Source organism: Streptomyces sp. HP-A2021 (genome assembly GCF_022807935.1).
Classification (GTDB): Bacteria; Actinomycetota; Actinomycetes; order Streptomycetales; family Streptomycetaceae; genus Streptomyces; species Streptomyces afghaniensis.
This window is the reverse complement of sequence record NZ_CP094344.1, coordinates 7,992,942-8,015,743: the sequence shown is the minus strand read 5'-3', so window position 1 is coordinate 8,015,743 and position 22,802 is coordinate 7,992,942. Positions and strand designations below refer to the sequence as shown.

Annotated in this window: 23 protein-coding genes; 1 reads left to right on the top strand and 22 read right to left on the bottom strand. The window is 70.3% G+C overall.

The genetic code is table 11. The features are described 5' to 3' along the window. Window positions 1-43: 43 nt before the first annotated feature. The 11 genes from rpoZ to pyrR all read right to left on the bottom strand — a co-directional run bounded on the left by rpoZ (window position 44) and on the right by pyrR (window position 11,627). On the bottom strand, window positions 44-316 hold the full coding sequence (gene rpoZ, locus MQE23_RS36280; RefSeq protein WP_003988945.1) for a DNA-directed RNA polymerase subunit omega: 273 nt from the start codon (window positions 314-316) through the stop codon (window positions 44-46). 71 nt (window positions 317-387) lie between these two features. Then, the gene (gene gmk / locus MQE23_RS36275) at window positions 388-981 is read right to left on the bottom strand and encodes a guanylate kinase (RefSeq protein ID WP_037669465.1); all 594 of its coding nucleotides are present in this window, start codon (window positions 979-981) and stop codon (window positions 388-390) included. A gap of 58 nt (window positions 982-1,039) precedes the next feature. After that, window positions 1,040-1,363: an integration host factor gene (locus MQE23_RS36270; RefSeq protein WP_003977346.1), complete on the bottom strand. Its 324-nt coding sequence runs from the start codon at window positions 1,361-1,363 to the stop codon at window positions 1,040-1,042. Between the two features lie 299 nt (window positions 1,364-1,662). Next, the gene (gene pyrF / locus MQE23_RS36265) at window positions 1,663-2,508 is read right to left on the bottom strand and encodes an orotidine-5'-phosphate decarboxylase (RefSeq protein ID WP_243381335.1); all 846 of its coding nucleotides are present in this window, start codon (window positions 2,506-2,508) and stop codon (window positions 1,663-1,665) included. Continuing rightward, entirely contained in the window at window positions 2,505-3,611 is a 1,107-nt protein-coding gene (locus MQE23_RS36260) for a quinone-dependent dihydroorotate dehydrogenase (RefSeq protein WP_020272932.1), read from the bottom strand. Before MQE23_RS36260 ends, pyrF begins: the two co-directional genes overlap by 4 nt. A gap of 71 nt (window positions 3,612-3,682) precedes the next feature. Next, window positions 3,683-6,991: a carbamoyl-phosphate synthase large subunit gene (carB, locus tag MQE23_RS36255; RefSeq protein WP_020272931.1), complete on the bottom strand. Its 3,309-nt coding sequence runs from the start codon at window positions 6,989-6,991 to the stop codon at window positions 3,683-3,685. Continuing rightward, window positions 6,984-8,126, bottom strand: coding sequence for a glutamine-hydrolyzing carbamoyl-phosphate synthase small subunit (carA, locus tag MQE23_RS36250; RefSeq protein WP_020272930.1), 1,143 nt, complete (start codon window positions 8,124-8,126; stop codon window positions 6,984-6,986). The genes carB and carA overlap by 8 nt, the downstream gene beginning before the upstream one ends. Next, window positions 8,123-8,692, bottom strand: a complete 570-nt coding sequence (locus tag MQE23_RS36245) for a hypothetical protein (protein WP_020272929.1) — start codon at window positions 8,690-8,692, stop codon at window positions 8,123-8,125. Before MQE23_RS36245 ends, carA begins: the two co-directional genes overlap by 4 nt. After that, entirely contained in the window at window positions 8,689-9,975 is a 1,287-nt protein-coding gene (locus MQE23_RS36240) for a dihydroorotase (protein ID WP_020272928.1), read from the bottom strand. Before MQE23_RS36240 ends, MQE23_RS36245 begins: the two co-directional genes overlap by 4 nt. Before the next feature lie 5 nt (window positions 9,976-9,980). Beyond that, window positions 9,981-10,958, bottom strand: coding sequence for an aspartate carbamoyltransferase catalytic subunit (locus MQE23_RS36235; protein ID WP_020272927.1), 978 nt, complete (start codon window positions 10,956-10,958; stop codon window positions 9,981-9,983). A 102-nt stretch (window positions 10,959-11,060) separates the two neighbouring features. Continuing rightward, complete coding sequence (pyrR, locus tag MQE23_RS36230; RefSeq protein ID WP_020272926.1) at window positions 11,061-11,627, bottom strand: bifunctional pyr operon transcriptional regulator/uracil phosphoribosyltransferase PyrR; 567 nt, start codon at window positions 11,625-11,627, stop codon at window positions 11,061-11,063. 266 nt (window positions 11,628-11,893) lie between these two features. Here pyrR and bldD point away from each other — a divergent pair, with 266 nt between their 5' ends. Further along, the gene (gene bldD, locus MQE23_RS36225) at window positions 11,894-12,397 is read left to right on the top strand and encodes a transcriptional regulator BldD (RefSeq protein ID WP_010046440.1); all 504 of its coding nucleotides are present in this window, start codon (window positions 11,894-11,896) and stop codon (window positions 12,395-12,397) included. 252 nt (window positions 12,398-12,649) lie between these two features. Here bldD and nusB read toward each other — a convergent pair whose 3' ends face one another. The 11 genes from nusB to ruvX form a co-directional block, all read right to left on the bottom strand. Beyond that, window positions 12,650-13,084, bottom strand: a complete 435-nt coding sequence (gene nusB / locus MQE23_RS36220; RefSeq protein ID WP_020272925.1) for a transcription antitermination factor NusB — start codon at window positions 13,082-13,084, stop codon at window positions 12,650-12,652. Window positions 13,085-13,086: 2 nt separating this feature from the next. Then, the gene (efp, locus tag MQE23_RS36215) at window positions 13,087-13,653 is read right to left on the bottom strand and encodes an elongation factor P (RefSeq protein WP_010046444.1); all 567 of its coding nucleotides are present in this window, start codon (window positions 13,651-13,653) and stop codon (window positions 13,087-13,089) included. A 49-nt stretch (window positions 13,654-13,702) separates the two neighbouring features. After that, the gene (locus MQE23_RS36210; protein WP_020272924.1) at window positions 13,703-14,812 is read right to left on the bottom strand and encodes an aminopeptidase P family protein; all 1,110 of its coding nucleotides are present in this window, start codon (window positions 14,810-14,812) and stop codon (window positions 13,703-13,705) included. A gap of 389 nt (window positions 14,813-15,201) precedes the next feature. Further along, window positions 15,202-16,065, bottom strand: a complete 864-nt coding sequence (locus MQE23_RS36205; RefSeq protein ID WP_082319875.1) for a Pro-rich N-terminal domain-containing protein — start codon at window positions 16,063-16,065, stop codon at window positions 15,202-15,204. Window positions 16,066-16,229: 164 nt separating this feature from the next. Further along, entirely contained in the window at window positions 16,230-17,321 is a 1,092-nt protein-coding gene (gene aroB / locus MQE23_RS36200; RefSeq protein WP_020272922.1) for a 3-dehydroquinate synthase, read from the bottom strand. Next, the gene (locus MQE23_RS36195) at window positions 17,318-17,830 is read right to left on the bottom strand and encodes a shikimate kinase (protein ID WP_243381334.1); all 513 of its coding nucleotides are present in this window, start codon (window positions 17,828-17,830) and stop codon (window positions 17,318-17,320) included. The genes aroB and MQE23_RS36195 overlap by 4 nt, the downstream gene beginning before the upstream one ends. Then, window positions 17,827-19,011 (bottom strand): chorismate synthase, encoded by a 1,185-nt coding sequence (aroC, locus tag MQE23_RS36190; protein ID WP_037669457.1) that lies wholly within the window; start codon window positions 19,009-19,011, stop codon window positions 17,827-17,829. Before aroC ends, MQE23_RS36195 begins: the two co-directional genes overlap by 4 nt. 143 nt (window positions 19,012-19,154) lie before the next feature. Next, on the bottom strand, window positions 19,155-19,550 hold the full coding sequence (locus MQE23_RS36185; protein WP_020272919.1) for a hypothetical protein: 396 nt from the start codon (window positions 19,548-19,550) through the stop codon (window positions 19,155-19,157). Between the two features lie 51 nt (window positions 19,551-19,601). Beyond that, window positions 19,602-20,429 carry a shikimate dehydrogenase gene (locus MQE23_RS36180; protein ID WP_243381333.1) on the bottom strand — a complete coding sequence of 276 codons (828 nt, stop codon included), beginning with the start codon at window positions 20,427-20,429 and terminating at the stop codon, window positions 19,602-19,604. Window positions 20,430-20,469: 40 nt separating this feature from the next. Continuing rightward, window positions 20,470-22,200 (bottom strand): endolytic transglycosylase MltG, encoded by a 1,731-nt coding sequence (gene mltG, locus MQE23_RS36175; RefSeq protein WP_020272917.1) that lies wholly within the window; start codon window positions 22,198-22,200, stop codon window positions 20,470-20,472. Between the two features lie 121 nt (window positions 22,201-22,321). Next, the gene (ruvX, locus tag MQE23_RS36170) at window positions 22,322-22,786 is read right to left on the bottom strand and encodes a Holliday junction resolvase RuvX (RefSeq protein WP_020272915.1); all 465 of its coding nucleotides are present in this window, start codon (window positions 22,784-22,786) and stop codon (window positions 22,322-22,324) included. Window positions 22,787-22,802 lie beyond the last annotated feature (16 nt).

Here is a 22,802-nt window from a genome sequence, read left to right as displayed (position 1 = left end):
TGCCGGGCCTGTGGAAAAGTCAGCGTCAAGCTGCAAATAGTACTTACTGCGCCGGGCCCTCGACGGCCTCGGACGTCAGCAGCCCCGCGTTGATCTCGCGAAGGGCGATCGAGAGCGGCTTCTCGTGGACGTGGGTGTCGACGAGAGGACCGACGTACTCGAGGAGACCCTCGCCGAGCTGCGAGTAGTACGCGTTGATCTGGCGGGCCCGCTTGGCCGCGTAGATCACGAGGCTGTACTTCGAGTCGGTGGCCTCGAGGAGCTCGTCGATCGGCGGGTTGATGATGCCCTCGGGCGCGGAGATGGAAGAGGACACGCTCTACCTTCCGATGGATGGGAAAGATTCTGTCGGGGTGATCAGCGAGACCCGGAAACGATCAGCGATGGTCACACGACGTCCACCAAGGCTAGCAGCTCGCGAGCCACGTCCTCGACGGAGGTGTTCACCAGGGTCGTGTCGAACTCCGGCTCCGCGGCCAGTTCGGTCTTCGCCGCCTCGAGCCGGCGCTCGATGACCTCGGGCGGTTCGGTGCCCCGCCCGGTGAGTCTGCGCACCAGCTCCTCCCAGGAGGGGGGAGCCAGGAACACCAGCCGGGCCTCGGGCATCGACTCCCGGACCAGACGGGCACCCTGGAGGTCGATCTCGAGGAGCACCGGCTCGCCCTTCTCCAGGCGCTCCTGCACGGCCGCACGCGGCGTGCCGTAGCGGTTGCCCGCGAACTCGGCCCACTCCAGCAGCTCGCCGTTGGCGATCAGCTTGTCCATCTCGTCGTCGGTGACGAAGAAGTAGTGGACTCCGTGCTTCTCGCCGGGGCGGGGCTTGCGGGTCGTCGCCGACACCGAGAGCCAGACCTCGGGATGTTCCTTGCGCATATGAGCGACGACCGTGCTCTTGCCGACCCCGGAGGGGCCGGAGAGCACGGTCAGCCGCGGACGTACGTCCGGGGGCACGGGGGTGGTCCCCCGGGGTGTTGCAGCCATGCAGCGATTATCCAGCAATCCCGGAGTGCCCGGGACTCGCTCCCCCGGACTGCCCGGTTCAGGAGCCGGTGCTGCCGAACTCACGCTCAAGGGAGGCGATCTGGTTGGAACCGAGACCACGCACGCGGCGGCTCTCGGAGATACCGAGTCGCTCCATGATCTGCTTGGCGCGGACCTTGCCCACGCCCGGCAGGGACTCGAGGAGGGCGGAGACCTTCATCTTGCCGATGACGTCGTTCTCCTGGCCCTGCTTGATGACCTCGTGAAGAGAGGCGCCGGAGTGCTTGAGTCGATTCTTGACCTCGGCCCGCTCCCGGCGAGCCGCGGCGGCCTTTTCGAGCGCGGCTGCGCGCTGTTCAGGGGTAAGGGGCGGAAGAGCCACGCCTACGTCACCTCGGATGTCGAACTGTCGGATACGGACCGGTGAGGAACCTAGTCGCCCCACACCTGGGGAGCCACGAGCAACACACGCTTGCCCGTTCTCTCGTCGGAGACTAGCGGGCAAGTCCGCCAGAGTCAGCGAGAACAGCGGAAAAGTCCTGGTCAGCCTTCATCTGAACGGACATTTAGGACATACTGCCCCGGATTTGAGGATGTATTCAGACTCAAGCGGGTCCCGGACCACTCATCGGAGGACTCCGCAGGAGGTCAGGAGGAGGTCGGAAAGAGGTCGCTCGGAGGTCAGACGGAGGTCACGGCGTGCCTGATCTCCTCCGCGAAGCGTTCCGCGGCGTCACGCAGCGCGACCGTGTCGGGACCGTGGCGCAGCACTCCCCGGCTGACGTTCGGCACCACGTTGCGCACCGCCGCCCCGAAGACCCCTGGAAGATCGGCCGGCGTCGCCCCCTGGGCGCCGATGCCGGGCGCGAGGAGCGGGCCGTTGATGTCCAGGTCGTACGACGACAGGTCACCGAGGGTCGCGCCGACGACGGCACCGAAGGACCCCAGCGGCTCCTCCCCCGCGTTCTCGGCGGACAGGTGCGCGAGCATGGTCGCTCCGACGTTCCGGCCGTCGGACCGCACGGCGTGCTGGACCTCGCCGCCCTCCGGGTTGGAGGTCAGCGCCAGCACGAACAGCCCGGCCCCGCTCTCCCGGGCCAGCGCGACGGCCGGGCTGAGCGAGCCGTAGCCGAGGTAGGGCGAGACGGTCAGCGCGTCGGAGAACAGCGGGGCGTCCTTGTGCAGGAAGGACTCGGCGTACGCGGCCATGGTCGAGCCGATGTCGCCGCGCTTGGCGTCCATCACGACGAGCGCGCCCGCCGCCCGCGCCTCGGCGACCGACTTCTCCAGGACGGCGACGCCGCGCGAGCCGAACCGCTCGAAGAACGCGCTCTGCGGCTTGAGCACGGCGACCCGGTCGGCCACCGCCTCGACGACCGTGCGGCTGAACCGCTCCAGGCCCGTCACGTCGTCGTTGAGACCCCACTCGGCGAGCAGGGAGGCGTGCGGGTCGATGCCGACGCAGAGCGGGCCGCGCTCGTCCATGGATCGGCGCAGGCGGGCGCCGAAGGGTTCGAGACCACTCATGCCGTCTTCCTCACGTCGGCGCCCACCGCGTCGGCGAGCGTGGCGTACGGGCTGGTGCGCAGGCGCGCGGCGAGCCCCTTGTGGATCGCGCGGCCCCAGAAGGGCCCCTCGTAGACGAAGGCGCTGTAGCCCTGGACCAGCGTGGCACCGGCCAGGATGCGCTGCCAGGCGTCCTCGGCGTTCTCCACGCCCCCGACGCCCACCAGGGTGATCCGGTCGCCCACGCGCGCGTAGAGGCGGCGCAGGACCTCCAGGGAGCGTTCCTTCAGGGGCGCGCCGGACAGGCCGCCGGTCTCCTTGACCAGGGAGCGGTCGGACCTCAGGCCGAGTCCCTCGCGCGCGATGGTGGTGTTCGTGGCGATGATCCCGTCGAGGCCGAGTTCCAGGGCGAGGTCGGCGACGGCGTCGATGTCCTCGTCGGCGAGGTCCGGCGCGATCTTGACCAGGAGCGGGACGCGCCGCGCGGACACCGCGCGGTCGGCGGCCTCGCGCACCGCGCTCAGCAGGGGGCGCAGCGCCTGAGTGGCCTGGAGGTTGCGCAGACCGGGCGTGTTCGGGGAGGAGACGTTGACCACGAGGTAGTCGGCGTACGGCGCCAGCCGCTCGGCGGACTTCACGTAGTCCGCGACGGCCTCCTCCTCGGGTACGACCTTGGTCTTGCCGATGTTGACGCCGACGACGGTCTTGAAGACGGGCGTCCGGGAGGCAAGACGGGCGGCGACGCGGAGCGATCCGTCGTTGTTGAAGCCCATGCGGTTGATCAGCGCCCGGTCCTTGACCAGGCGGAACAGCCGCTGCTTGGGGTTGCCGGGCTGCGGCTCGCCGGTGACCGTGCCGATCTCGACATGGTCGAAGCCGAGCATCGCCATGCCGTCGATGCCGACGGCGTTCTTGTCGAAGCCCGCGGCGAGCCCGAAGGGGCCGTGCATGCGCAGCCCGAAGGCCTCCGTGCGCAGTTCCTTGTGGCGGGGCGCGAGGGCGGCCGCGAGGAAGGTGCGCAGCACGGGCACGCGGGCGGCCAGCCGGATCCAGCGGAAGGCGAGGTGGTGGGCCTGCTCCGGGTCCATCCGCTTGAAGAACAGACTGAAAAAGATCTTGTACATGGTGTCCTCACGAAGACTTGGCGTCCTCACGAAGAGGGGGACACCGTTTCCGGTGTCCCCCTCTTCGGCTGCTAGTCGCGGGCCGCGGTCAGGTGTTCCGCGTGTTCCTGGAGCGATCGGACGCCCACGTCGCCGCGGTTGAGGGCGTCGATGCCCTGGACCGCCGCCGCGAGCGCCTGGACCGTCGTCAGGCAGGGCACGGAGCGTGCCACGGCCGCCGTGCGGATGTCGTAGCCGTCGAGGCGGCCACCGGTGCCGTACGGGGTGTTGACGATGAGGTCGACCTCGCCGTCGTGGATGAGCTGGACGATGGTCTTCTCGCCGTTCGGGCCGGTGCCCTCGGACTGCTTGCGCACGATCGTGGCGTTGATGCCGTTGCGCTTGAGGACCTCGGCCGTGCCGGAGGTGGCGAGCAGCTCGAAGCCGTGCGCGACCAGCTCCCGGGCCGGGAAGATCATCGAGCGCTTGTCGCGGTTGGCGACCGAGATGAACGCGCGGCCCTTGGTGGGCAGCGGGCCGTAGGCGCCCGCCTGCGACTTGGCGTACGCCGTGCCGAAGACGGAGTCGATGCCCATGACCTCGCCGGTGGAGCGCATCTCCGGGCCGAGGACCGTGTCGACGCCGCGGCCGTGGATGTCGCGGAAGCGCGACCACGGCATGACGGCCTCCTTGACAGAGATCGGCGCGTCGAACGGCAGCTCGCCGCCGTCACCGGTGGCCGGGAGCATGCCCTCGGCGCGCAGCTCGGCGATGGTCGCGCCCAGCGAGATCCGCGCGGCGGCCTTGGCCAGCGGCACCGCGGTCGCCTTCGAGGTGAAGGGGACGGTGCGCGAGGCGCGCGGGTTGGCCTCCAGGACGTAGAGGATGTCGCCCGCCAGCGCGAACTGGATGTTGATCAGGCCGCGCACCCCGACGCCCTTGGCGATGCCCTCCGTGGACGCGCGCAGGCGCTTGATGTCGAAGCCGCCGAGCGTGATCGGGGGCAGGGCGCACGCCGAGTCGCCGGAGTGGATGCCGGCCTCCTCGATGTGCTCCATGACGCCGCCGAGGTACAGCTCCTGACCGTCGTAGAGCGCGTCGACGTCGATCTCGATCGCGTCGTCCAGAAACCGGTCGACCAGGACCGGCCGGGACGGGCTGATCTCCGTCGACTCGGCGATGTACGCCTCCAGGCGCGTCTCGTCGTAGACGATCTCCATGCCGCGCCCGCCGAGGACGTACGAGGGACGGACCAGGACCGGGTAGCCGATCTCGTCGGCGATGGCCTTGGCCTCGGCGAAGGTGGTGGCGGTGCCGTGCTTGGGGGCCGGGAGGCCGGCCTCCTTCAGGACCCGGCCGAAGGCACCCCGGTCCTCGGCGGCGTGGATGGCCTCCGGGGAGGTGCCCACGATCGGCACGCCGTTGTCCTTGAGCGCCTGCGACAGGCCCAGCGGGGTCTGGCCGCCGAGCTGGACGACCACGCCCGCGACCGGCCCGGCCTGCTGCTCTGCGTGGACGATCTCCAGCACGTCCTCGAGCGTCAGCGGCTCGAAGTACAGGCGGTCGGAGGTGTCGTAGTCCGTGGAGACGGTCTCCGGGTTGCAGTTGACCATCACCGTCTCGTAGCCCGCGTCGCTCAGTGCGAAGGAGGCGTGGACGCAGGAGTAGTCGAACTCGATGCCCTGGCCGATGCGGTTCGGGCCGGATCCCAGGATGATCACGGCCGGCTTCTCGCGGGACGCGACCTCCGTCTCCTCGTCGTAGGAGGAGTAGAAGTACGGCGTCTTCGCGGCGAACTCGGCGGCGCAGGTGTCGACCGTCTTGTACACCGGGCGGATGCCCAGTGCGTGCCGGACCTCGCGGACGACGTCCTCGCGCAGGCCGCGGATCTCGCCGATCTGCGAGTCGGAGAAGCCGTGCCGCTTGGCCTCGGCGAGCAGGTCGGGCGTGAGCTCGGCGGCGGCCGCGAGCTCGTCCGCGATCTCCTTGATCAGGAAGAGCTGGTCGACGAACCAGGGGTCGATCTTCGTGTACTCGAAGACCTCCTCGGGCGTGGCTCCCGCGCGGATGGCCTGCATGACCGTGTTGATCCGGCCGTCGGTGGGGCGCACGGCGTCGCGGAGCAGCTCGTCCTTGTCGCCGGGGTCGCCGACGAAGGTGAACTGGCTGCCCTTCTTCTCCAGCGAGCGCAGGGCCTTCTGGAAGGCCTCCGTGAAGTTGCGGCCGATGGCCATGGCCTCGCCGACCGACTTCATGGTGGTGGTGAGGGTGGAGTCCGCGCTCGGGAACTTCTCGAAGGCGAAGCGCGGGGCCTTCACGACCACGTAGTCGAGCGTCGGCTCGAAGGAGGCCGGGGTCTCCTGCGTGATGTCGTTCGGGATCTCGTCCAGCGTGTAGCCGACGGCGAGCTTGGCGGCGATCTTGGCGATCGGGAAGCCGGTGGCCTTGGAGGCGAGCGCCGAGGAGCGCGACACGCGCGGGTTCATCTCGATGACGATGACCCGGCCGTCCTCGGGGTTCACCGCGAACTGGATGTTGCAGCCGCCGGTGTCGACGCCGACCTCGCGGATGACGGCGATGCCGATGTCGCGGAGGGTCTGGTACTCGCGGTCCGTGAGGGTCATCGCGGGCGCGACGGTGATCGAGTCGCCGGTGTGCACGCCCATGGGGTCGAAGTTCTCGATGGAGCAGACGACCACGACGTTGTCGTGCTTGTCGCGCATCAGCTCCAGCTCGTACTCCTTCCAGCCGAGGATGGACTCCTCCAGGAGCACCTCGGTGGTCGGCGAGAGCGTGAGGCCCTGGCCGGCGATGCGGCGCAGCTCCTCCTCGTCGTGGGCGAAGCCGGAGCCGGCGCCGCCCATGGTGAAGGACGGGCGGACGACGACCGGGTAGCCGCCGAGCTCCTCGACGCCCCTGAGGACGTCGTCCATGGAGTGGCAGATGTAGGACCGGGCGGACTCGCCGTGGCCGATCTTCTTGCGGACCTCCTCCACGACCTCCTTGAACTGGTCGCGGTCCTCGCCCTTGTGGATCGCCTCGACGTTGGCGCCGATCAGCTCGACGCCGTACTTGTCGAGCGTCCCCGCCTCGTGCAGCGAGATCGCGGTGTTGAGGGCCGTCTGGCCGCCCAGGGTGGGCAGCAGCGCGTCCGGGCGCTCCTTGGCGATGATCTTCTCGACGAACTCGGGGGTGATCGGCTCGACGTAGGTGGCGTCGGCGATCTCCGGGTCGGTCATGATCGTCGCCGGGTTGGAGTTCACCAGGACGACCCTGAGGCCCTCGGCCTTCAGGACGCGGCACGCCTGGGTGCCGGAGTAGTCGAACTCGGCGGCCTGGCCGATGACGATCGGGCCGGAGCCGATGACCAGGACGGACTGGATATCGGTGCGCTTAGGCACGCTGGCCCTCCATCAGGGATACGAAGCGGTCGAACAGGTAGGCGGCGTCGTGCGGGCCGGCTGCCGCTTCGGGGTGGTACTGGACGCTGAAGGCGGGGCGGTCGAGGAGCTGGAGCCCCTCCACCACGTTGTCGTTCAGGCAGACGTGGGACACCTCGGCGCGGCCGAACGGGGTCTCGGAGACCTTCTCGAGCGGAGCGTCGACGGCGAAGCCGTGGTTGTGCGCGGTGACCTCGACCTTGCCGGTCGTACGGTCCTGCACGGGCTGGTTGATGCCGCGGTGGCCGTACTTCAGCTTGTAGGTGCCGAAGCCGAGCGCGCGGCCCAGGATCTGGTTGCCGAAGCAGATGCCGAACAGCGGGGTGCCGCGCTCCAGGACGCCCTGCATCACGGAGACGGGGTGGTCGGCGGTGGCGGGGTCGCCGGGGCCGTTGGAGAAGAACACGCCGTCCGGGTTGACCGCGTAGACGTCCTCGACGGTCGCGGTCGCGGGCAGCACGTGCACCTCGATGCCGCGCTCGGCCATGCGGTGCGGGGTCATGCCCTTGATGCCGAGGTCGACGGCGGCGACCGTGAACTTCTTCTCGCCGATCGCCGGGACGACGTACGGCTCGGTGGTGGCGACCTCGGCGGAGAGGTTTGCGCCCTTCATCTGCGGGGCTTCCTGCACGCGCGCGAGGAGTGCGCTGTCGTCCTTCACGGCGTCGCCGCTGAAGATGCCCACGCGCATCGCGCCGCGCTCGCGCAGGTGGCGGGTGAGGGCGCGGGTGTCGATGCCGGAGATGCCGACGACGCCCTGGGCGGCGAGCTCCTCGTCCAGCGTGCGCCGGGAGCGCCAGCTGGACGGCACGCGCGCGGGGTCGCGCACGACGTACCCGGAGACCCAGATGCGCTTGGACTCGGGGTCCTCGTCGTTGACGCCGGTGTTGCCGACGTGCGGGGCGGTCATCACCACGACCTGGCGGTGGTAGGAGGGGTCGGTGAGGGTCTCCTGGTAGCCGGTCATGCCCGTGGAGAACACCGCTTCGCCGAAGGTCTCCCCCACGGCCCCGTAGGCACGGCCGCGGAAGACCCGGCCGTCCTCCAGGACGAGTACGGCGGGAGTTTTGGCGGCTCCCCTGGTGGAGGTGGTCATCGTTCGGCGCCTTCCCTGCTGTTCGTTTCGATCATGGAGTTGATGGCCTCGACCCACTCGTTGTGTTCGGCCGCGTGGTCGGAGCGGAAGCCGGAGTCGATCAGCCGGTCGCCGTGCTCCCAGGTGACGACGAGCAGGCCGCCCTCGGTGAGCACCTTGCCGGCGATGCCCTTGTCGAGCCGGGCCTCGCGCAGCTGTGCGGCCGGGACGAAGAAGTCGCTCGCTCCGGGGCGTACGACGTCCAGTCCGGCGTCCGTGAGGGTCAGCTCGGCGCGGCTGCGGGTGCCCAGGCCGTGCGCGACGATGCGGTCGAGCCACTGCCCGGCGGTGGTGGAGCCGTGGTAGCGACCACTCATCGTCAGGCGCTCCGGGCCCGGGTCGTCCGGAGCCGCGGGCAGCTCGGGCAGGTCGCCCTGGAGCGTGCCGCGCCACTTCCAGCCCTCGCGCATCAGCCAGTAGACGAGCGCGACGAACAGGGCGAGGCCGACGACCCAGCCGATGCGGGCGGCCCAGTCGGTCACTTGCGCCGATTCCTTCTCGGCGGCGAGCAGGAGTACAGGTGTCACGTGAGCTTCCCGTCGACGAGCGTGGCCTTGCCCCGCAGCCACGTGTGCGTCACACGGCCCGGCAGCTCACGCCCCTCGTAGGGGGTGTTGCGGCTGCGCGAGGCGAAGCCCGCGGGGTCCACAGAGCCACGGTATGCCGTGTCGACGAGAGTGAGGTTGGCGGGCTCACCTGCCGAGACGGGACGGCCGTGCCCCTTGGCCTGTCCGATCTGCGCGGGCTTGAAGGACATACGGTCGGCGACGCCGGCCCAGTCCAGCAGGCCCGTGTCGACCATGGTCTCCTGCACCACTGACAACGCGGTCTCCAGGCCGACCATGCCCATGGCGGCCGCGGCCCACTCGCAGTCCTTGTCCTCGTGCGGGTGCGGGGCGTGGTCGGTGGCGACGATGTCGATCGTGCCGTCGGCGAGCGCTTCGCGCAGGGCCAGCACGTCGCGCTCGGTGCGCAGCGGCGGGTTGACTTTGTAGACGGGGTTGTACGTGCGGACCAGCTCGTCGGTGAGGAGCAGGTGGTGCGGAGTGACCTCCGCGGTGACGGCGATGCCGCGGGACTTGGCCCAGCGGACGATCTCGACGGACCCGGCGGTCGACAGGTGGCAGATGTGGACGCGGGAGCCGACGTGCTCGGCGAGCAGGACATCCCGGGCGATGATCGATTCTTCGGCCACCGCGGGCCAGCCCCCGAGGCCCAGCTCGGCGGAGACGACGCCCTCGTTCATCTCGGCGCCCTCGGTCAGCCGCGGCTCCTGCGCGTGCTGCGCGACGACACCGCCGAAGGCCTTCACGTACTCCAGGGCGCGGCGCATGATCACCGCGTCGTGGACGCACTTGCCGTCGTCGGAGAAGACGGTGACCCCGGCGGCCGACTCGTGCATGGCGCCCAGCTCGGCGAGCTTGCGGCCCTCCAGCCCGACGGTGACGGCGCCGATCGGCTGGACGTCGCAGTAGCCGTGCTCCTTGCCGAGCCGCCAGACCTGCTCGACGACACCGGCGGTGTCGGCGACCGGGAAGGTGTTGGCCATGGCGAACACGGTGGTGTAGCCGCCGGAGGCCGCGGCCCGGGTGCCGGTGAGGACGGTCTCGGAGTCCTCGCGGCCCGGCTCGCGCAGATGGGTGTGCAGGTCGACCAGGCCCGGCAGCAGCACCTTGCCCTCGGCCTCGACGACCTCCGCGCCCTCGGCGGACAGCCCGCTGCCCACCTCCGCGATGGTCCCGCCGTCGATCAGCACGTCCTGCGGCTCGCCGCCCAGCACCTTCGCACCACGGATCAGGATCTTGCTCATCTGTCTTACTTCTCCTCGGTACGGGTCTGGGTGACGGCGGGTTCGTTTCCGCCCAGCAGCAGGTACAGGACGGCCATCCGGATGGAGACTCCGTTCGCGACCTGCTCGACGACGGTGCAGCGGTCGGAGTCGGCGACCTCGGCGGTGATCTCCATGCCGCGGACCATCGGGCCGGGGTGCATCACGACGGCGTGCTCGGGCATCCGCGCCATACGGTCGCCGTCGAGGCCGTAGCGCCGGGAGTACTCGCGCTCGGTCGGGAAGAAGGCGGCGTTCATGCGCTCGCGCTGCACGCGCAGCATCATCACCGCGTCGGACTTGGGAAGCGTGCTGTCGAGGTCGTACGACACCTCGCAGGGCCAGGTCTCGATGCCGACCGGCAGCAGGGTCGGCGGGGCGACGAGGGTGACCTCGGCGCCGAGGGTGTGCAGCAGGTCGACGTTGGAGCGGGCGACCCGGCTGTGCAGGACGTCGCCGACGATCGTGATGCGCTTGCCGTCGAGGTCCTGGCCGATCCCGGCGTCCGGGCCGATCAGGCGGCGGCGCATGGTGAAGGCGTCCAGCAGGGCCTGGGTGGGGTGCTGGTGGGTGCCGTCGCCGGCGTTGACGACGACCGCGTCGATCCAGCCGGAGTTCGCCAGCCGGTACGGGGCTCCCGAGGCGCCGTGCCGGATGACGACGGCGTCGACGCCCATGGCCTCCAGCGTCTGGGCGGTGTCCTTCAGGGACTCGCCCTTGGAGACGCTCGAACCCTTGGCGGAGAAGTTGATGACGTCCGCGGAGAGGCGCTTCTCGGCGGCCTCGAAGGAGATCCGGGTCCGGGTGGAGTCCTCGAAGAAGAGGTTGACGATCGTGCGGCCGCGCAGGGTCGGCAGCTTCTTGATCGGCCGGTCGGCGACCCGGGCCATCTCCTCGGCGGTGTCGAGGATCAGGACGGCGTCGTCGCGGGTGAGGTCGGCGGCCGAGATGAGATGACGCTGCATCTGTCAGGCTCCGTAAGGCAGTTCAAACGAGAGAATCGGGGCAGACGGGCGCGCTAGGGCGCGCACTGAGCCGGCGTACGACAGGGGCGTACGCCTGAAGCGCTACTGGGCGGCCGGCTTGGCACCGAGCAGCACGGTGTCGCGACCGTCCTCCTCGGCGAGCTGGACCTTGACCGTCTCCCGCAACGACGTGGGGAGGTTCTTGCCGACGTAGTCGGCGCGGATGGGCAGTTCGCGGTGACCGCGGTCGACGAGGACCGCGAGCTGCACCGCGCGGGGGCGCCCGATGTCGTTCAGGGCGTCGAGGGCGGCGCGGATGGTGCGGCCGGAGAAGAGGACGTCGTCGACGAGGACGACCAGCTTGCCGTCGATGCCGTCACCGGGGATCTCGGTGCGGGCCAGCGCACGCGGCGGGTGCATGCGCAGGTCGTCGCGGTACATGGTGATGTCGAGCGAGCCGCACGGAACCTTGCGCTCGGTGATCTCCTCGAGCTTGTCGGCGATCCGCCGGGCGAGGAAGACGCCCCGGGTCGGAATGCCGAGGAGCACCACGTCGTCGGCGCCTTTCGCGCGTTCGACGATCTCGTGGGCGATGCGGGTCAGTACCCGCGCGATGTCGGGCCCTTCGAGAACGGGCCGGGCATCGGACTGTGAGCCGTGCTTGTCCATACGAAACGGACCTCCTTCTCCGCCTCACGGGACGGACCTTAAAGGACGTCGGGATTGCGCCATCCACGGTAGCAGGCCCTCACCGCCACCCGGACGGCCCCCCTGGATCACCCACTCGGCCCAACTGAGTGCCGATACCACGGAAGAGTCGGTGCGGACCATTCGGCTTGACGCGGCAGAGTAACGCTGCGTAACCTCACAGTGAGTTACCAGCCGCGCGGCCTGGCACCCACGCCAGACGCGTCGACACAGTGCCGGGGAGCTATATGTCCAGCGAATACGCCAAACAGCTCGGGGCCAAGCTCCGGGCGATCCGCACCCAGCAGGGCCTTTCCCTCCACGGTGTCGAGGAGAAGTCCCAGGGACGCTGGAAGGCGGTCGTGGTCGGTTCGTACGAGCGCGGCGACCGTGCCGTGACCGTGCAGCGCCTTGCCGAGCTGGCGGACTTCTACGGCGTTCCGGTGCAGGAGCTGCTCCCGGGCACGACCCCGGGCGGCGCCGCCGAGCCGCCGCCGAAGCTGGTCCTGGACCTGGAGCGGCTGGCCACGGTGCCGGCCGAGAAGGCGGGCCCCCTGCAGCGCTACGCGGCCACGATCCAGTCGCAGCGCGGTGACTACAACGGCAAGGTGCTCTCCATCCGCCAGGACGACCTGCGCACACTCGCCGTCATCTACGACCAGTCGCCCTCGGTCCTCACCGAGCAGCTGATCAGCTGGGGCGTCCTGGACGCGGACGCGCGCCGCGCGGTGGCGACCCACGAGGAGGGCTGACCACTCCCGGGGGTAGCGGAGGGGTCAGCAGAAACGTGCCGCCGGGGTGGCCGAAACCATATGGGTTTCGGCCACCCCGGCGGCGTTGTGAGGGCCCGGCAGCCCTCGACGGTACGGGATAGCTCTCGACCGGTACGAGAAGCTCTCGGCGGTACGGGAACGCCGGAGGGCCCGCGGCTGTCACGCTGCCGCGGGCCCTCCGGCGTTCTGTCTGTCTCCGGCGCTCCGTCTGCCTCAGACGTTCCGTCTGTCTCAGACCTCGTCGCGGCGGAGCGAGGGCTTGAGGTCCTTCAGCCGTCCGAGCAGGCCGTTCACGAACGAGGGCGACTCGTCCGTGGAGAACTCCTTCGCCAGCTGCACCATCTCGTCGAGGACGACGGCGTCCGGGGTCTCGTCGACCCAGATCAGCTCATAGGCGCCGAGCCGCAGGATGTTGCGGTCGACGACCGGCATGCGGTCGAGCGTCCAGCCGACCGAGTACTGGGCGATGAGCTCGTCGATGCGCTTCGCGTGCTGCGCGTAGCCCTCGACCAGCTCCATCGTGTACTCGCTCACCGGCGGCTGCCGGGTGTCGGCCCGGGAGAGCCGGACCCAGTCGGCGAGGACCGTGAGGACCTCGGCGCCGCGCTGGTCGCCCTCGAAGAGGATCTGGAAGGCGCGCTTGCGGGCCGTGTTGCGGGCAGCCACGGTTAGCTGTTCACCCGGCCGAGGTAGTCGCTGGTGCGGGTGTCGACCTTGATCTTCTCACCGGTGGTGATGAAGAGCGGGACCTGGATCTGGTGGCCGGTCTCCAGCGTGGCGGGCTTGGTGCCGCCCGTGGAGCGGTCGCCCTGCACGCCCGGCTCGGTCTCCTGGACGGTCAGCTCGACGGCGGCCGGCAGCTCGACGAAGAGCACCTCGCCCTCGTGCTGCGCGACCGTGGCCGTGAAGCCCTCGACGAGGAAGTTGGCGGCGTCGCCGACGGCCTTCCGGTCGACCATGAGCTGGTCGTAGGTCTCCATGTCCATGAAGACGAAGTACTCGCCGTCCATGTAGGAGAACTGCATGTCGCGCTTGTCGACGGTGGCCGTTTCGACCTTGACGCCGGCGTTGAAGGTCTTGTCGACGACCTTGCCGGAGAGCACGTTCTTGAGCTTGGTGCGCACGAAGGCCGGGCCCTTGCCGGGCTTGACGTGCTGGAACTCGACGACGGACCAGAGCTGGCCGCCTTCGAGCTTGAGCACCATGCCGTTCTTGAGGTCGTTCGTGGAAGCCACGGTTGCGGAATCTCCTGGACTGACGTACGACCCCGGGGCACGCACCTGCCTACAGGGCGAGCAGCTCCTTGGTCGTGATGGTGAGTAGCTCGGGTCCGCCGTCCGCCTCTGGGCGGACGACGAGCGTGTCATCGATCCGGACACCGCCCCGGCCCGGGAGGTGGACCCCAGGTTCGACGGTGACCGGCACGCAAGCGTCCAGTTTACCCATGGCCGCGGGACTCAATTGAGGGTCCTCGTCGATTTCGAGCCCGACCCCGTGTCCGGTGAGAACCGTGAGGCCCTCGGTGTACCCCGCGGAGTCCAGGACCTGGCGGGCGGCACGGTCGACGTCCCGGCAGGCGGCGCCGGGTACCAGGCTCTCACGTCCGGCGCGCTGCGCAGCGAAGACCAGGTCGTACAGCTCGATCTGCCAGTCCGCGGGGGCGGTGCCGATGACGAAGGTACGGCCGATCTCACAGCGGTAGCCGCGGTACATGGCGCCCAGGCAGACGGAGAGGAAGTCGCCCTCCTCGACGCGCCGGTCGGTGGGCCGGTGCCCGGGCCGTCCGGCGTTCGGCCCCGTGGCGACGGAGGTGGGGAAGGCCGGGCCGTCGGCCCCGTGATCCACGAGGCGTCTTTCGAGTTCCAGGGCGAGATGGCGTTCGGTCCGCCCGACCAGGATGGACTCCAGCAGTTCGCCGAGGGCCTGGTCGGCGATCTCGGCGCCGATGCGGAGGCAGGAGATCTCTTCCTCGTCCTTGACGACCCTGAGCTGCTCGACGGCACCGCCGAGGTTGGCCAGGCGCAGCCGGGGGGCGACCGAGCCGAGGGCACGGTGCCGGGCCACGGTGAGGTGGTGCTCCTCCACGGCGAGGGAGTCGGCGCCCTGGCCCGCGGCGAGGCCTGCGGCCGCGACGGCCGGGTCGCCGCCTCCGGCACCGGGCAGGGTCTGTACGCGCAGGGCTTCGTCGGGGCGCTCCTGAGTGGGGCGGTCGGCCGTCGGGCCGGCACACACCAGGAGGTCCTCGGTCTTGCCCAGCAGGAGAACGGCGCCGTGCGGGGCCGCGCCCGCGAGATAGCGCACGTTGGCGGGGCGGGAGACCAGCGCCGCCGCGCTGCCGCCCGCGTTGCAGTATTCCCTCAGACGCGTCCGGCGGGCCGCGTACACCTCTGACATGACCCGAGCCTACGAGCGACCGGGGGATGTCGCCGGTCGGGAGGGCCGAGTGGGGGTTGTCCGCGGCGGCTGAGGGTGCGGGCCTGCGCCTTGGCGGTGGCTGTGGGTCGGGGCCGCGCCGGGGGTGTCCGTCCTCGGAACGGCGCGACGGGGTCGGACACCGACTAACCGTCCGTTGACGCGCCAACCGCTGCGGGCGGACACCCCCCGGCACGTCCCCTTCCGTGCGTAGGCGGCTGCGGGCGCACTCAGCTGCGGGCAATCGTGCCGCTAAGGGCGGCACGGGTGGGCGCAGCGGCACCCCGATCCGCCGGGCTGCGCAACGCCCCGGCCTCAGCACCAACGCCCAGGACACCGGAAAGCGGGTTACCGCACCAACCCCACGCCGACTACCACTTCGGCGGACTCGCAATGGACCTGGCCAGGACATCGTCCAGCACCCGCGCCGTCTCCGGGACATCCAGCTGCGAGTTGTCGATGATCGGCAGACCGGACCCGTACCACCCGGCCATCCGGCCATGGATACGGGCGACCTCCTCGTCCGACAGCCGCCGGTTCCCCGTGCGCTCGGCGTTGCGTTCCAGGACGATGTCCAGCCCGGGCAGCAGGACGACCGGCAGCAGGCCCGGCCCGACGTGCCGCTTCCAGCCGCCGAGGCCGACCACGGGCCGGTCGGGAAAGACCGCGTCGTCGAGGATGCAGGAGATGCCGTTGGCCAGGAAGTTCCGCGCGGCGAAACCGCAGGTGCGGCGGGCGAGACGGTACTGCGCCTCGGAGTTGTCGTTCCACCCGGACTGGGGGTCGGCGAAGCCCGAGCGGACCCACTCGCGTACGTCGTCGAGGCTGATGTGCGCCGTGGGGACCCGGCGATGGTCCGCCCAGTACTTGGCGACGCTGGTCTTCCCGGCACCGGCGGGCCCGATGAGCAGCACGGCGAGCGTCGTACCGGCCGGGTCGGGGACCGCCGTCGCGGGCGGCGCACTGGGCATGGCGACCGGACCGCCGGGCGGCAGCGGCACATGGCCGGTGGTGTCCGGCACCGGAGGAACGGAGGCCTGCGGCGGGGGCGCGCCCGGCCCGGGCGAGGGCACGGGATAGCCGGGCGCAGGGGGCGGTGGGGGCACGGGCGCGGGGCCCTGGTGCGCGCCCGGGTGCTGGGGGCCCGGGTGGTGTGCGGCCGGCGACCAGCCGACGGCCGGTCCGTGCCCCGGCTGGTGGGGCGGCGGCAGCGGAGAACCCACTGCGTGCTGCATCCGGTGCCACTCCGTCTCGTACAGGCGATGGGCGCTGAACAGCGGGGCGGAGCCCGCTGCTACCGAACGGTACCGCCCCCGGCCAGTGTTGTGTGAACGGCCGGGGGCGGTCCGAAGTGCCCGGCCCCGTAAGGCTGTTTCGGGCGGAAGGCGCGCCTGGGTACTTACTGTCCGACTTCGCCGTACGCGGCGAGCAGCACGGCCGGGTCGGGTCCCTCCAGGACCGTGGGCTTGGCCAGACCGTCGAGGACGATGAAGCGCAGCAGGTCGCCGCGGGACTTCTTGTCGACCTTCATGGTCTCCAGCAGCTTGGGCCACTGGTCGTGCCGGTAGTGCAGCGGCAGCCCGACGGATTCGAGGACGGACCGGTGGCGGTCGGCCGTGGCGTCGTCCAGCCGCCCGGCGAGACGGCCCAGTTCGGCGGCGAAGTGCATGCCCACCGCGACCGCCGCGCCGTGCCGCCACTTGTAGCGCTCGTTCTTCTCGATGGCGTGGCCGAGCGTGTGGCCGTAGTTGAGGATCTCGCGCAGGCCCGACTCCTTCAGGTCGGACGACACCACGTCGGCCTTGACCCGGATGGAGCGCTCGATGAGCTCGGCGGTGTGCGGACCGGCCGGAGTGCGGGCGGCCTCGGGGTCGGACTCGATCAGGTCGAGGATCACCGGGTCGGCGATGAAGCCGGCCTTGATGACCTCCGCGAGTCCGGAGACGTAGTCGTTGACCGGGAGGGAGTCCAGCGCGGCCAGGTCGCAGAGCACACCGGCGGGCGGGTGGAAGGCACCGACCAGGTTCTTGCCCTCGGCGGTGTTGATGCCGGTCTTGCCGCCGACGGCCGCGTCGACCATGGCCAGGACCGTCGTCGGGATCGCGATCCAGCGCACCCCGCGCAGCCAGGTGGCGGCCACGAACCCGGCCAGGTCCGTGGTCGCGCCGCCGCCGACGCCGACGATGACGTCGGTGCGGGTGAATCCGGACTGGCCCAGCGCCTTCCAGCAGTAGGCGGCGACCTCGGCGGTCTTGGCCTCCTCGGCGTTGGGCACCTGGATGGCGACCGCCTCGTAGCCCTGTCCGGCCAGGTCGGCGCGCAGGGCGTCACCGGTCTCGGCCAGTGCCTCGGGGTGGACGATCGCGACCCGCTTGGCCTTGCCGCCGATCAACCCGGGCAGCTCGCCGAGGAGTTGACGCCCTACGAGGACCTCGTAGGGATCGGTGCCCGCCGTGCCGCCGACCTGGATCCGGGTCAGTGCCTCGCTCATGCTTCCTTCAACTCCAGTGCGTCCAGGGCGGCTCGGGTGACCTCTTCGGGGGTGCGGCCGTCGGTGGCGACCACGGCCGTGGCGACCTCCTCGTAGAGGTGCCGGCGGGCCTCCATCAGCTCGCGCCACTGCTTGCGCGGATTGATGGCGAGCAGCGGCCGGGCCGCGTTGAGGCCCGTGCGCTTGACCGCCTCTTCGACGTCCATCGACAGGTACACCACCCGCTGCCCGGCGAGCAGAGCGCGCGTGTCCGGGTCGAGGACGGCGCCGCCGCCCAGTGCCAGCACACCATCGTGCCCGGCCAGTGCCTCGCGCACGGCCTGCTTCTCGATCGCGCGGAAGGCGGGCTCGCCCTCCTCGACGAAGATCTCGGCGATGGTCCGGCCCTGTGCGGCGACGATGTCGTCGTCGGTGTCCCGGTATCCGGTCCCGAGCCGCTCGGCCAGCAGCTGCCCGACGGTGGACTTGCCCACGCCCATCGGCCCGACCAGCACGATCAGCGGGTTCATCGGATGGCCAGGTTGTCGAGGTAGGACCGGACGTTGCGGCGGGTCTCGGCCACGCTGTCGCCGCCGAACTTCTCCGCGACCGCGTCCGCGAGGACGAGGGCGACCATGGCCTCGGCGACGATGCCCGCGGCCGGCACCGCGCACACGTCCGACCGCTGGTGGTGGGCGGCCGTGGCCTCGCCGGTGACGACGTCCACCGTCTTCAGCGCCCGCGGCACGGTCGCGATGGGCTTCATCGCCGCCCGCACGCGCAGCAGCTCACCGGTGGACAGCCCGCCCTCGGTGCCGCCGGAGCGGCCGGTGGTCCGCTTGATGCCCTCGTCGGTCGCGACGATCTCGTCGTGCGCCTTGGAGCCGGGGACACGGGCCAGGTCGAAGCCGTCGCCGACCTCGACTCCCTTGATCGCCTGGATGCCCATCAGGGCGGCGGCCAGGCGGGCGTCCAGGCGGCGGTCCCAGTGCACATGCGAACCGAGGCCGACCGGCACCTCGTAGGCCAGTACCTCGACCACGCCGCCGAGGGTGTCGCCGTCCTTGTGGGCCTGGTCGATCTCGGCGACCATCGCCTTCGACGCGTCGGCGTCCAGGCAGCGCACCGGGTCGGCGTCCAGCTTCTCCACGTCCGCGGGCGTCGGGTACACGCCGTACGGTGCCTTGGCGGCCGCGAGCTCCACCACGTGGGAGACGATCTCGATGCCGGTCGTCTCCTTCAAGTACGACCGGGCCACCGCGCCGAGGGCCACCCGGGCCGCGGTCTCCCGCGCGGAGGCGCGCTCCAGGATCGGCCGGGCCTCGTCGAAGCCGTACTTCTGCATCCCGGCGAGGTCGGCGTGGCCGGGGCGGGGACGGGTCAGCGGGGCGTTGCGGGCGAGTCCGTCGAGGATCTCCGGGTCGACCGGGTCGGCCGCCATGACCTGTTCCCACTTCGGCCACTCGGTGTTGCCCACCATGATCGCGACCGGGGAGCCGAGGCTGAGGCCGTGCCGGACGCCGCCGAGGAAGGTGATCTCATCCTGCTCGAACTTCATCCGGGCACCGCGCCCATAGCCCAGGCGCCGCCTCGCGAGATGGTCCGCCACCATGTCCGTGGTGATCGGCACGCCGGCGGGAAGGCCCTCCAGCGTCGCGACGAGTGCGGGACCGTGGGATTCCCCCGCGGTCAGCCAGCGCAACCTGCTCAACGGTGCTCCTCAGTGTTCGCGGCGTGCTTACTGCCCAGCGTACGCACCTCATCGCGTACGGCGACGGCCCGACCGGGTGCGCGGCCCCGGTCCGCCACCCACGATCCTGCCACGTCCGGAGGGTGGACCCGGCCGCCGGTCCATCAGGCGGACGAGGCCGGGCCTCCGGTCTGCCGCTGCGGCGCGTACGCGCCCAGGAAGTCCGCGCCGCTCGGCTGCTGCGCGGTCTGCGTCTGCTGCGGTGCGTAAGTGCCCAGATGGTCGGCTCCGCTGCCCTGCTGCTGCACCTGCTGCGGTGCGTACTCCCCCAGGTAGTCCGCTCCGCGTCCCTGCCCGTACTGGGCCGCCGCGTGGACGGGCCCGCCGCTCCGCACGGCCCGCCGGTAGGCGATCTTGCGCTTGATCTTGACCGTCCAGGACGCGAGGACCGCGAGCACGATCAGCGCGAGCACCGTGATCTGCACCCAGTCGGGCAGGAATCCCAGCAGGGACTCGAATATCTGGGACTTGACGGACGCCTGAGGCATGCCGGTGGACATGGCTGGTTCTTCCCTCCCCTGTTCCGCCCCCTGCGGAACCGAGAGCGGATCTTATCGGGCCGCCAGTGCGCGCTCGCCCGCTTTTCGCATGGCGTCCAGCGGGGCCGGAACCCGCCCCGTCATCTGCTCGACCTGCAGCACGGCTTGGTGCACCAGCAGGTCGAGGCCGCTGACGACCGCGCCGCCGTACGCCGACCAGCGGGCGGCGAGGGCGGTCGGCCACGGGTCGTAGAGCACGTCGAACAGGGCCGTCGGGCGCTCCGGGACGGATCGGGCGAGGGCGTCGGTGGCACCCGCCGGCGTGGTGCTGATCACCAGCGGGGCGTGCAGGGCCTGCTCGGCGTCCGCCCAGTCGGCGATGCGCACCGAGACCTCCAGCCGTTCGGCCCACTGCCGCATCTCGGCAGCCCGGGCCTCACTGCGCACGTACACGGCGATCTCGCCCGGGCAGACCCGGGACAGCGCGGCCAGTGCGGACGAGGCGGTGGCGCCCGCGCCCAGGATCGCGGCGGCCTCGACCTTGTCGATGCCGTGCTCGCGCAAAGCCGCGACCATGCCGGGGACGTCGGTGTTGTCGCCGGTCCGGCGGCCGTCCTGGGTGAGGACGACCGTGTTGACGGCGTCGACGGAGGCCGCGGTCTCGCTGATCCCGTCGAGCAGCGGGATCACGGCCCGCTTCAGCGGCATGGTCAGCGACAGCCCCGCCCATTCGGGACCGAGCGTCTCGAAGAACCCGGGCAGCGCGGCCTCGTCGACCTCGAATCGGTCGTACGTCCAGCCGGTCAGCCCCAACTCTTCGTAGGCCGCGCGGTGCAGGACCGGGGAGAGCGAGTGAGCGATCGGGGAGCCGAGTACGGCGGCTCGGCGTGGTGCGGCCATCAGGTCTTCCTCAGTCGTTCCGCGATCAGTTGTTCCGCGATCAGTTGTTCCGCGAGGCGTTGAACTTGTCGACCAGCTTCTGGTGCTCGGCGTTGGTCTTGGTGAACTCGCTGGTCTTGCCGTCCAGCGAGATGAAGTAGTACCAGCCGTCCTTCGTCGGGTTGAGAGCTCCCTTGAGCGCCGCCTCGCCCGGGTTGTCGATCGGTCCGGGCGGCAGGCCCTTGTGGAAGTACGTGTTGTACGGGTTGTCGTAGTTCCGCAGCTCGCTCAGACTCAGGTCGATCTTGCTCTGGTTCTTGATGTAGTTGTAGGTGGAGTCGAACTCCAGCATGCCGTTGGTCTGCGGATTCCCCGGCTTCATGCGGTTGTAGACGACCTCGGCCATCTTGCGGAAGTCGTCGTGGCTCGTGCCCTCGGCCTGGGCCAGGCTCGCGACGGTGATCAGCTGCCAGGGGTCTTCGAGTCCGAGGCTCTGGGCCTTCTTCTCCACGCCGAGCTTCTCGTACGTCTGGGTGGCCCGGGTCACCATGTCCTTCAGCACGTCCTCGGGCTTCTCACCCTTGGCGATGCCGTAGCTGGAGGGGTAGAGGAACCCTTCCAGCGGGTCCTTGACGTTCTCGTGGCCGAGCGCCCAGTCGGGCAGGCCGAGCTTCTTCCAGTCCTTCTTGGCGACCGCGGCGGTGGTGCCGTCCTTGACCTCGAGCCGCTTGTCGATGAGCCGGTAGATGTCGGCGTTGCGCTTGCCCTCGGCGATGATCAGGTTGTCGCGGCTCTCCGGGCTGAGCATCAGTTCGACCGCACTGTCGGCCGACATTTGCTTTTGCAGCGTGTACACGCCGTCCTGGATGGTCTTGCCCTGCGGATTGCTCTCCTGCGCAGCGACGAACGCGTCGACGCTCTTGACGACCCCTGCGCTCTTCAGCACCTGGCCGATCTTGTAGCCGAGCGCTCCCTCGGGGATCTCGACGGACACCTCCTGCCCGTTGCCGTCGCCCGCGTAGTCCGGGGCGTCGCCGAAACGATCCTGGAAGAACTGGTAGCCGAAGTAGCTGACGCCCGCCAGGCCGCCGCCGAGGACCAGGACGACCACCAGGCAGGCCATCCCGCTGCGGCGCTTCTTGGGCTTGCCGCCGCGTCCCCGCTGGTCGTCGCGCCGGCGCCGGTCGCCCGGCTCGTCGGCATCGTCATCGTCGTCACCGCCCGCGAAGAAGGCGTGCTCACCCTGGTCGGGGCCGGGGTCCCAGTCGGTCTCCGGCTCCGGCTCGGCCCGCCGCCGACCGGGCGGCTCGGGCGGCGGATACGCGTCGGGCGTGCCGTAGTAGTCGGACTGGTCCTGGCCGTATGCACCGGTTTGCTGACCGTACGGGTCGGCGGGGTCGCCGGGGTACGAGACCTGCTGGTGCCCGCCGGTGGCCCAGCCGCCGTTGTCGTACTGCTGCTGGTGGTAGGCCGGGTCCTGCTGATAACCCGGGTCGTGCTGGTTCCCCTGGTGCCCCTGCCCCGGGTACTGCTGATGCCCAGGGCCCTGTGCCGCGTACTGCTGCTGGTCGTACTGGTACTGCTGCTGCGCCTGACCGTATCCGGGCTGTTCGCCGGTGCCCCAGTCGCCGTACTGCGGCTGCTGCGGCTGCTCTGGATAGTGCTGCGGCTGGCCGCCGTAGGGGGAATGCTGACCCTGGTGGGCCTGCTCTCCTCCCCATCCGCCGTCCCCGTACAACGGGTCCTCCGGATGCCACGGTTCGGAGCCTTGGCCCCGGCCATACTCAGTCATCGATCCCCTAGAGCCGCGAGGCGGCGGTCACGCGGCTTCCGGCTCGGCTCCCGTCCCGCCTCTTGCTGTGCGGCGGCTGTTCGAACGCCGCTGCATCGCGCGGAACGTTACCGTATCGCGATCAGATGACCACTTCGACGCCTTCTCCGGGTGCTTTACCTGACACCCGTTCGGATTCAAGGGCCTGTTGCAGGATGATCACCGCCGCCGCCTGGTCGATGACGGACCTGCCCTTCTTCGACTTCACGCCCGAAGCGCGCAGCCCCTGACTGGCCGTCACCGTCGTCATGCGTTCGTCCACGAGTCTCACCGGAACCGGGGAGATCATGCGCGCCAGTTCCTGTGCGAAGCCCCGGACCTTGACCGCCGCCGGGCCCTCGCCTCCCTTGAGGGAGCGCGGCAGACCGACGACGACCTCGATGGGCTCGTACTCCTCGACGAGCTGCTTCAACCGCCGTTGAGCTGCGGGGATGTCACGCCCCGGGACCGTCTCCACCGGGGTGGCGAGGATCCCGTCGGGGTCGCACGAGGCGACCCCGATACGGGCGTCCCCGACGTCGATCGCGAGTCGACGTCCTCTGCGCATCTTCCAGACCCGTTTC

Coding starts and splice junctions, on each gene's coding strand:
- carA (WP_020272930.1), bottom strand. CDS start 8,126: ATGACCACCTCCACCAGGGGAGCCGCCAAAACTCCCGCCGTACTCGTC.
- pyrF (WP_243381335.1), bottom strand. CDS start 2,508: ATGAGTGGTCTCGAACCCTTCGGCGCCCGCCTGCGCCGATCCATGGAC.
- MQE23_RS36240 (WP_020272928.1), bottom strand. CDS start 9,975: ATGAGCAAGATCCTGATCCGTGGTGCGAAGGTGCTGGGCGGCGAGCCG.
- MQE23_RS36195 (WP_243381334.1), bottom strand. CDS start 17,830: ATGAACCCGCTGATCGTGCTGGTCGGGCCGATGGGCGTGGGCAAGTCC.
- MQE23_RS36210 (WP_020272924.1), bottom strand. CDS start 14,812: ATGTCAGAGGTGTACGCGGCCCGCCGGACGCGTCTGAGGGAATACTGC.
- pyrR (WP_020272926.1), bottom strand. CDS start 11,627: ATGGACAAGCACGGCTCACAGTCCGATGCCCGGCCCGTTCTCGAAGGG.
- mltG (WP_020272917.1), bottom strand. CDS start 22,200: ATGACTGAGTATGGCCGGGGCCAAGGCTCCGAACCGTGGCATCCGGAG.
- MQE23_RS36205 (WP_082319875.1), bottom strand. CDS start 16,065: ATGCAGCACGCAGTGGGTTCTCCGCTGCCGCCGCCCCACCAGCCGGGG.
- aroB (WP_020272922.1), bottom strand. CDS start 17,321: ATGAGCGAGGCACTGACCCGGATCCAGGTCGGCGGCACGGCGGGCACC.
- bldD (WP_010046440.1), top strand. CDS start 11,894: ATGTCCAGCGAATACGCCAAACAGCTCGGGGCCAAGCTCCGGGCGATC.
- MQE23_RS36180 (WP_243381333.1), bottom strand. CDS start 20,429: ATGGCCGCACCACGCCGAGCCGCCGTACTCGGCTCCCCGATCGCTCAC.
- gmk (WP_037669465.1), bottom strand. CDS start 981: ATGGCTGCAACACCCCGGGGGACCACCCCCGTGCCCCCGGACGTACGT.
- MQE23_RS36235 (WP_020272927.1), bottom strand. CDS start 10,958: ATGCAGCGTCATCTCATCTCGGCCGCCGACCTCACCCGCGACGACGCC.
- MQE23_RS36185 (WP_020272919.1), bottom strand. CDS start 19,550: ATGTCCACCGGCATGCCTCAGGCGTCCGTCAAGTCCCAGATATTCGAG.
- ruvX (WP_020272915.1), bottom strand. CDS start 22,786: ATGCGCAGAGGACGTCGACTCGCGATCGACGTCGGGGACGCCCGTATC.
- MQE23_RS36260 (WP_020272932.1), bottom strand. CDS start 3,611: ATGTACAAGATCTTTTTCAGTCTGTTCTTCAAGCGGATGGACCCGGAG.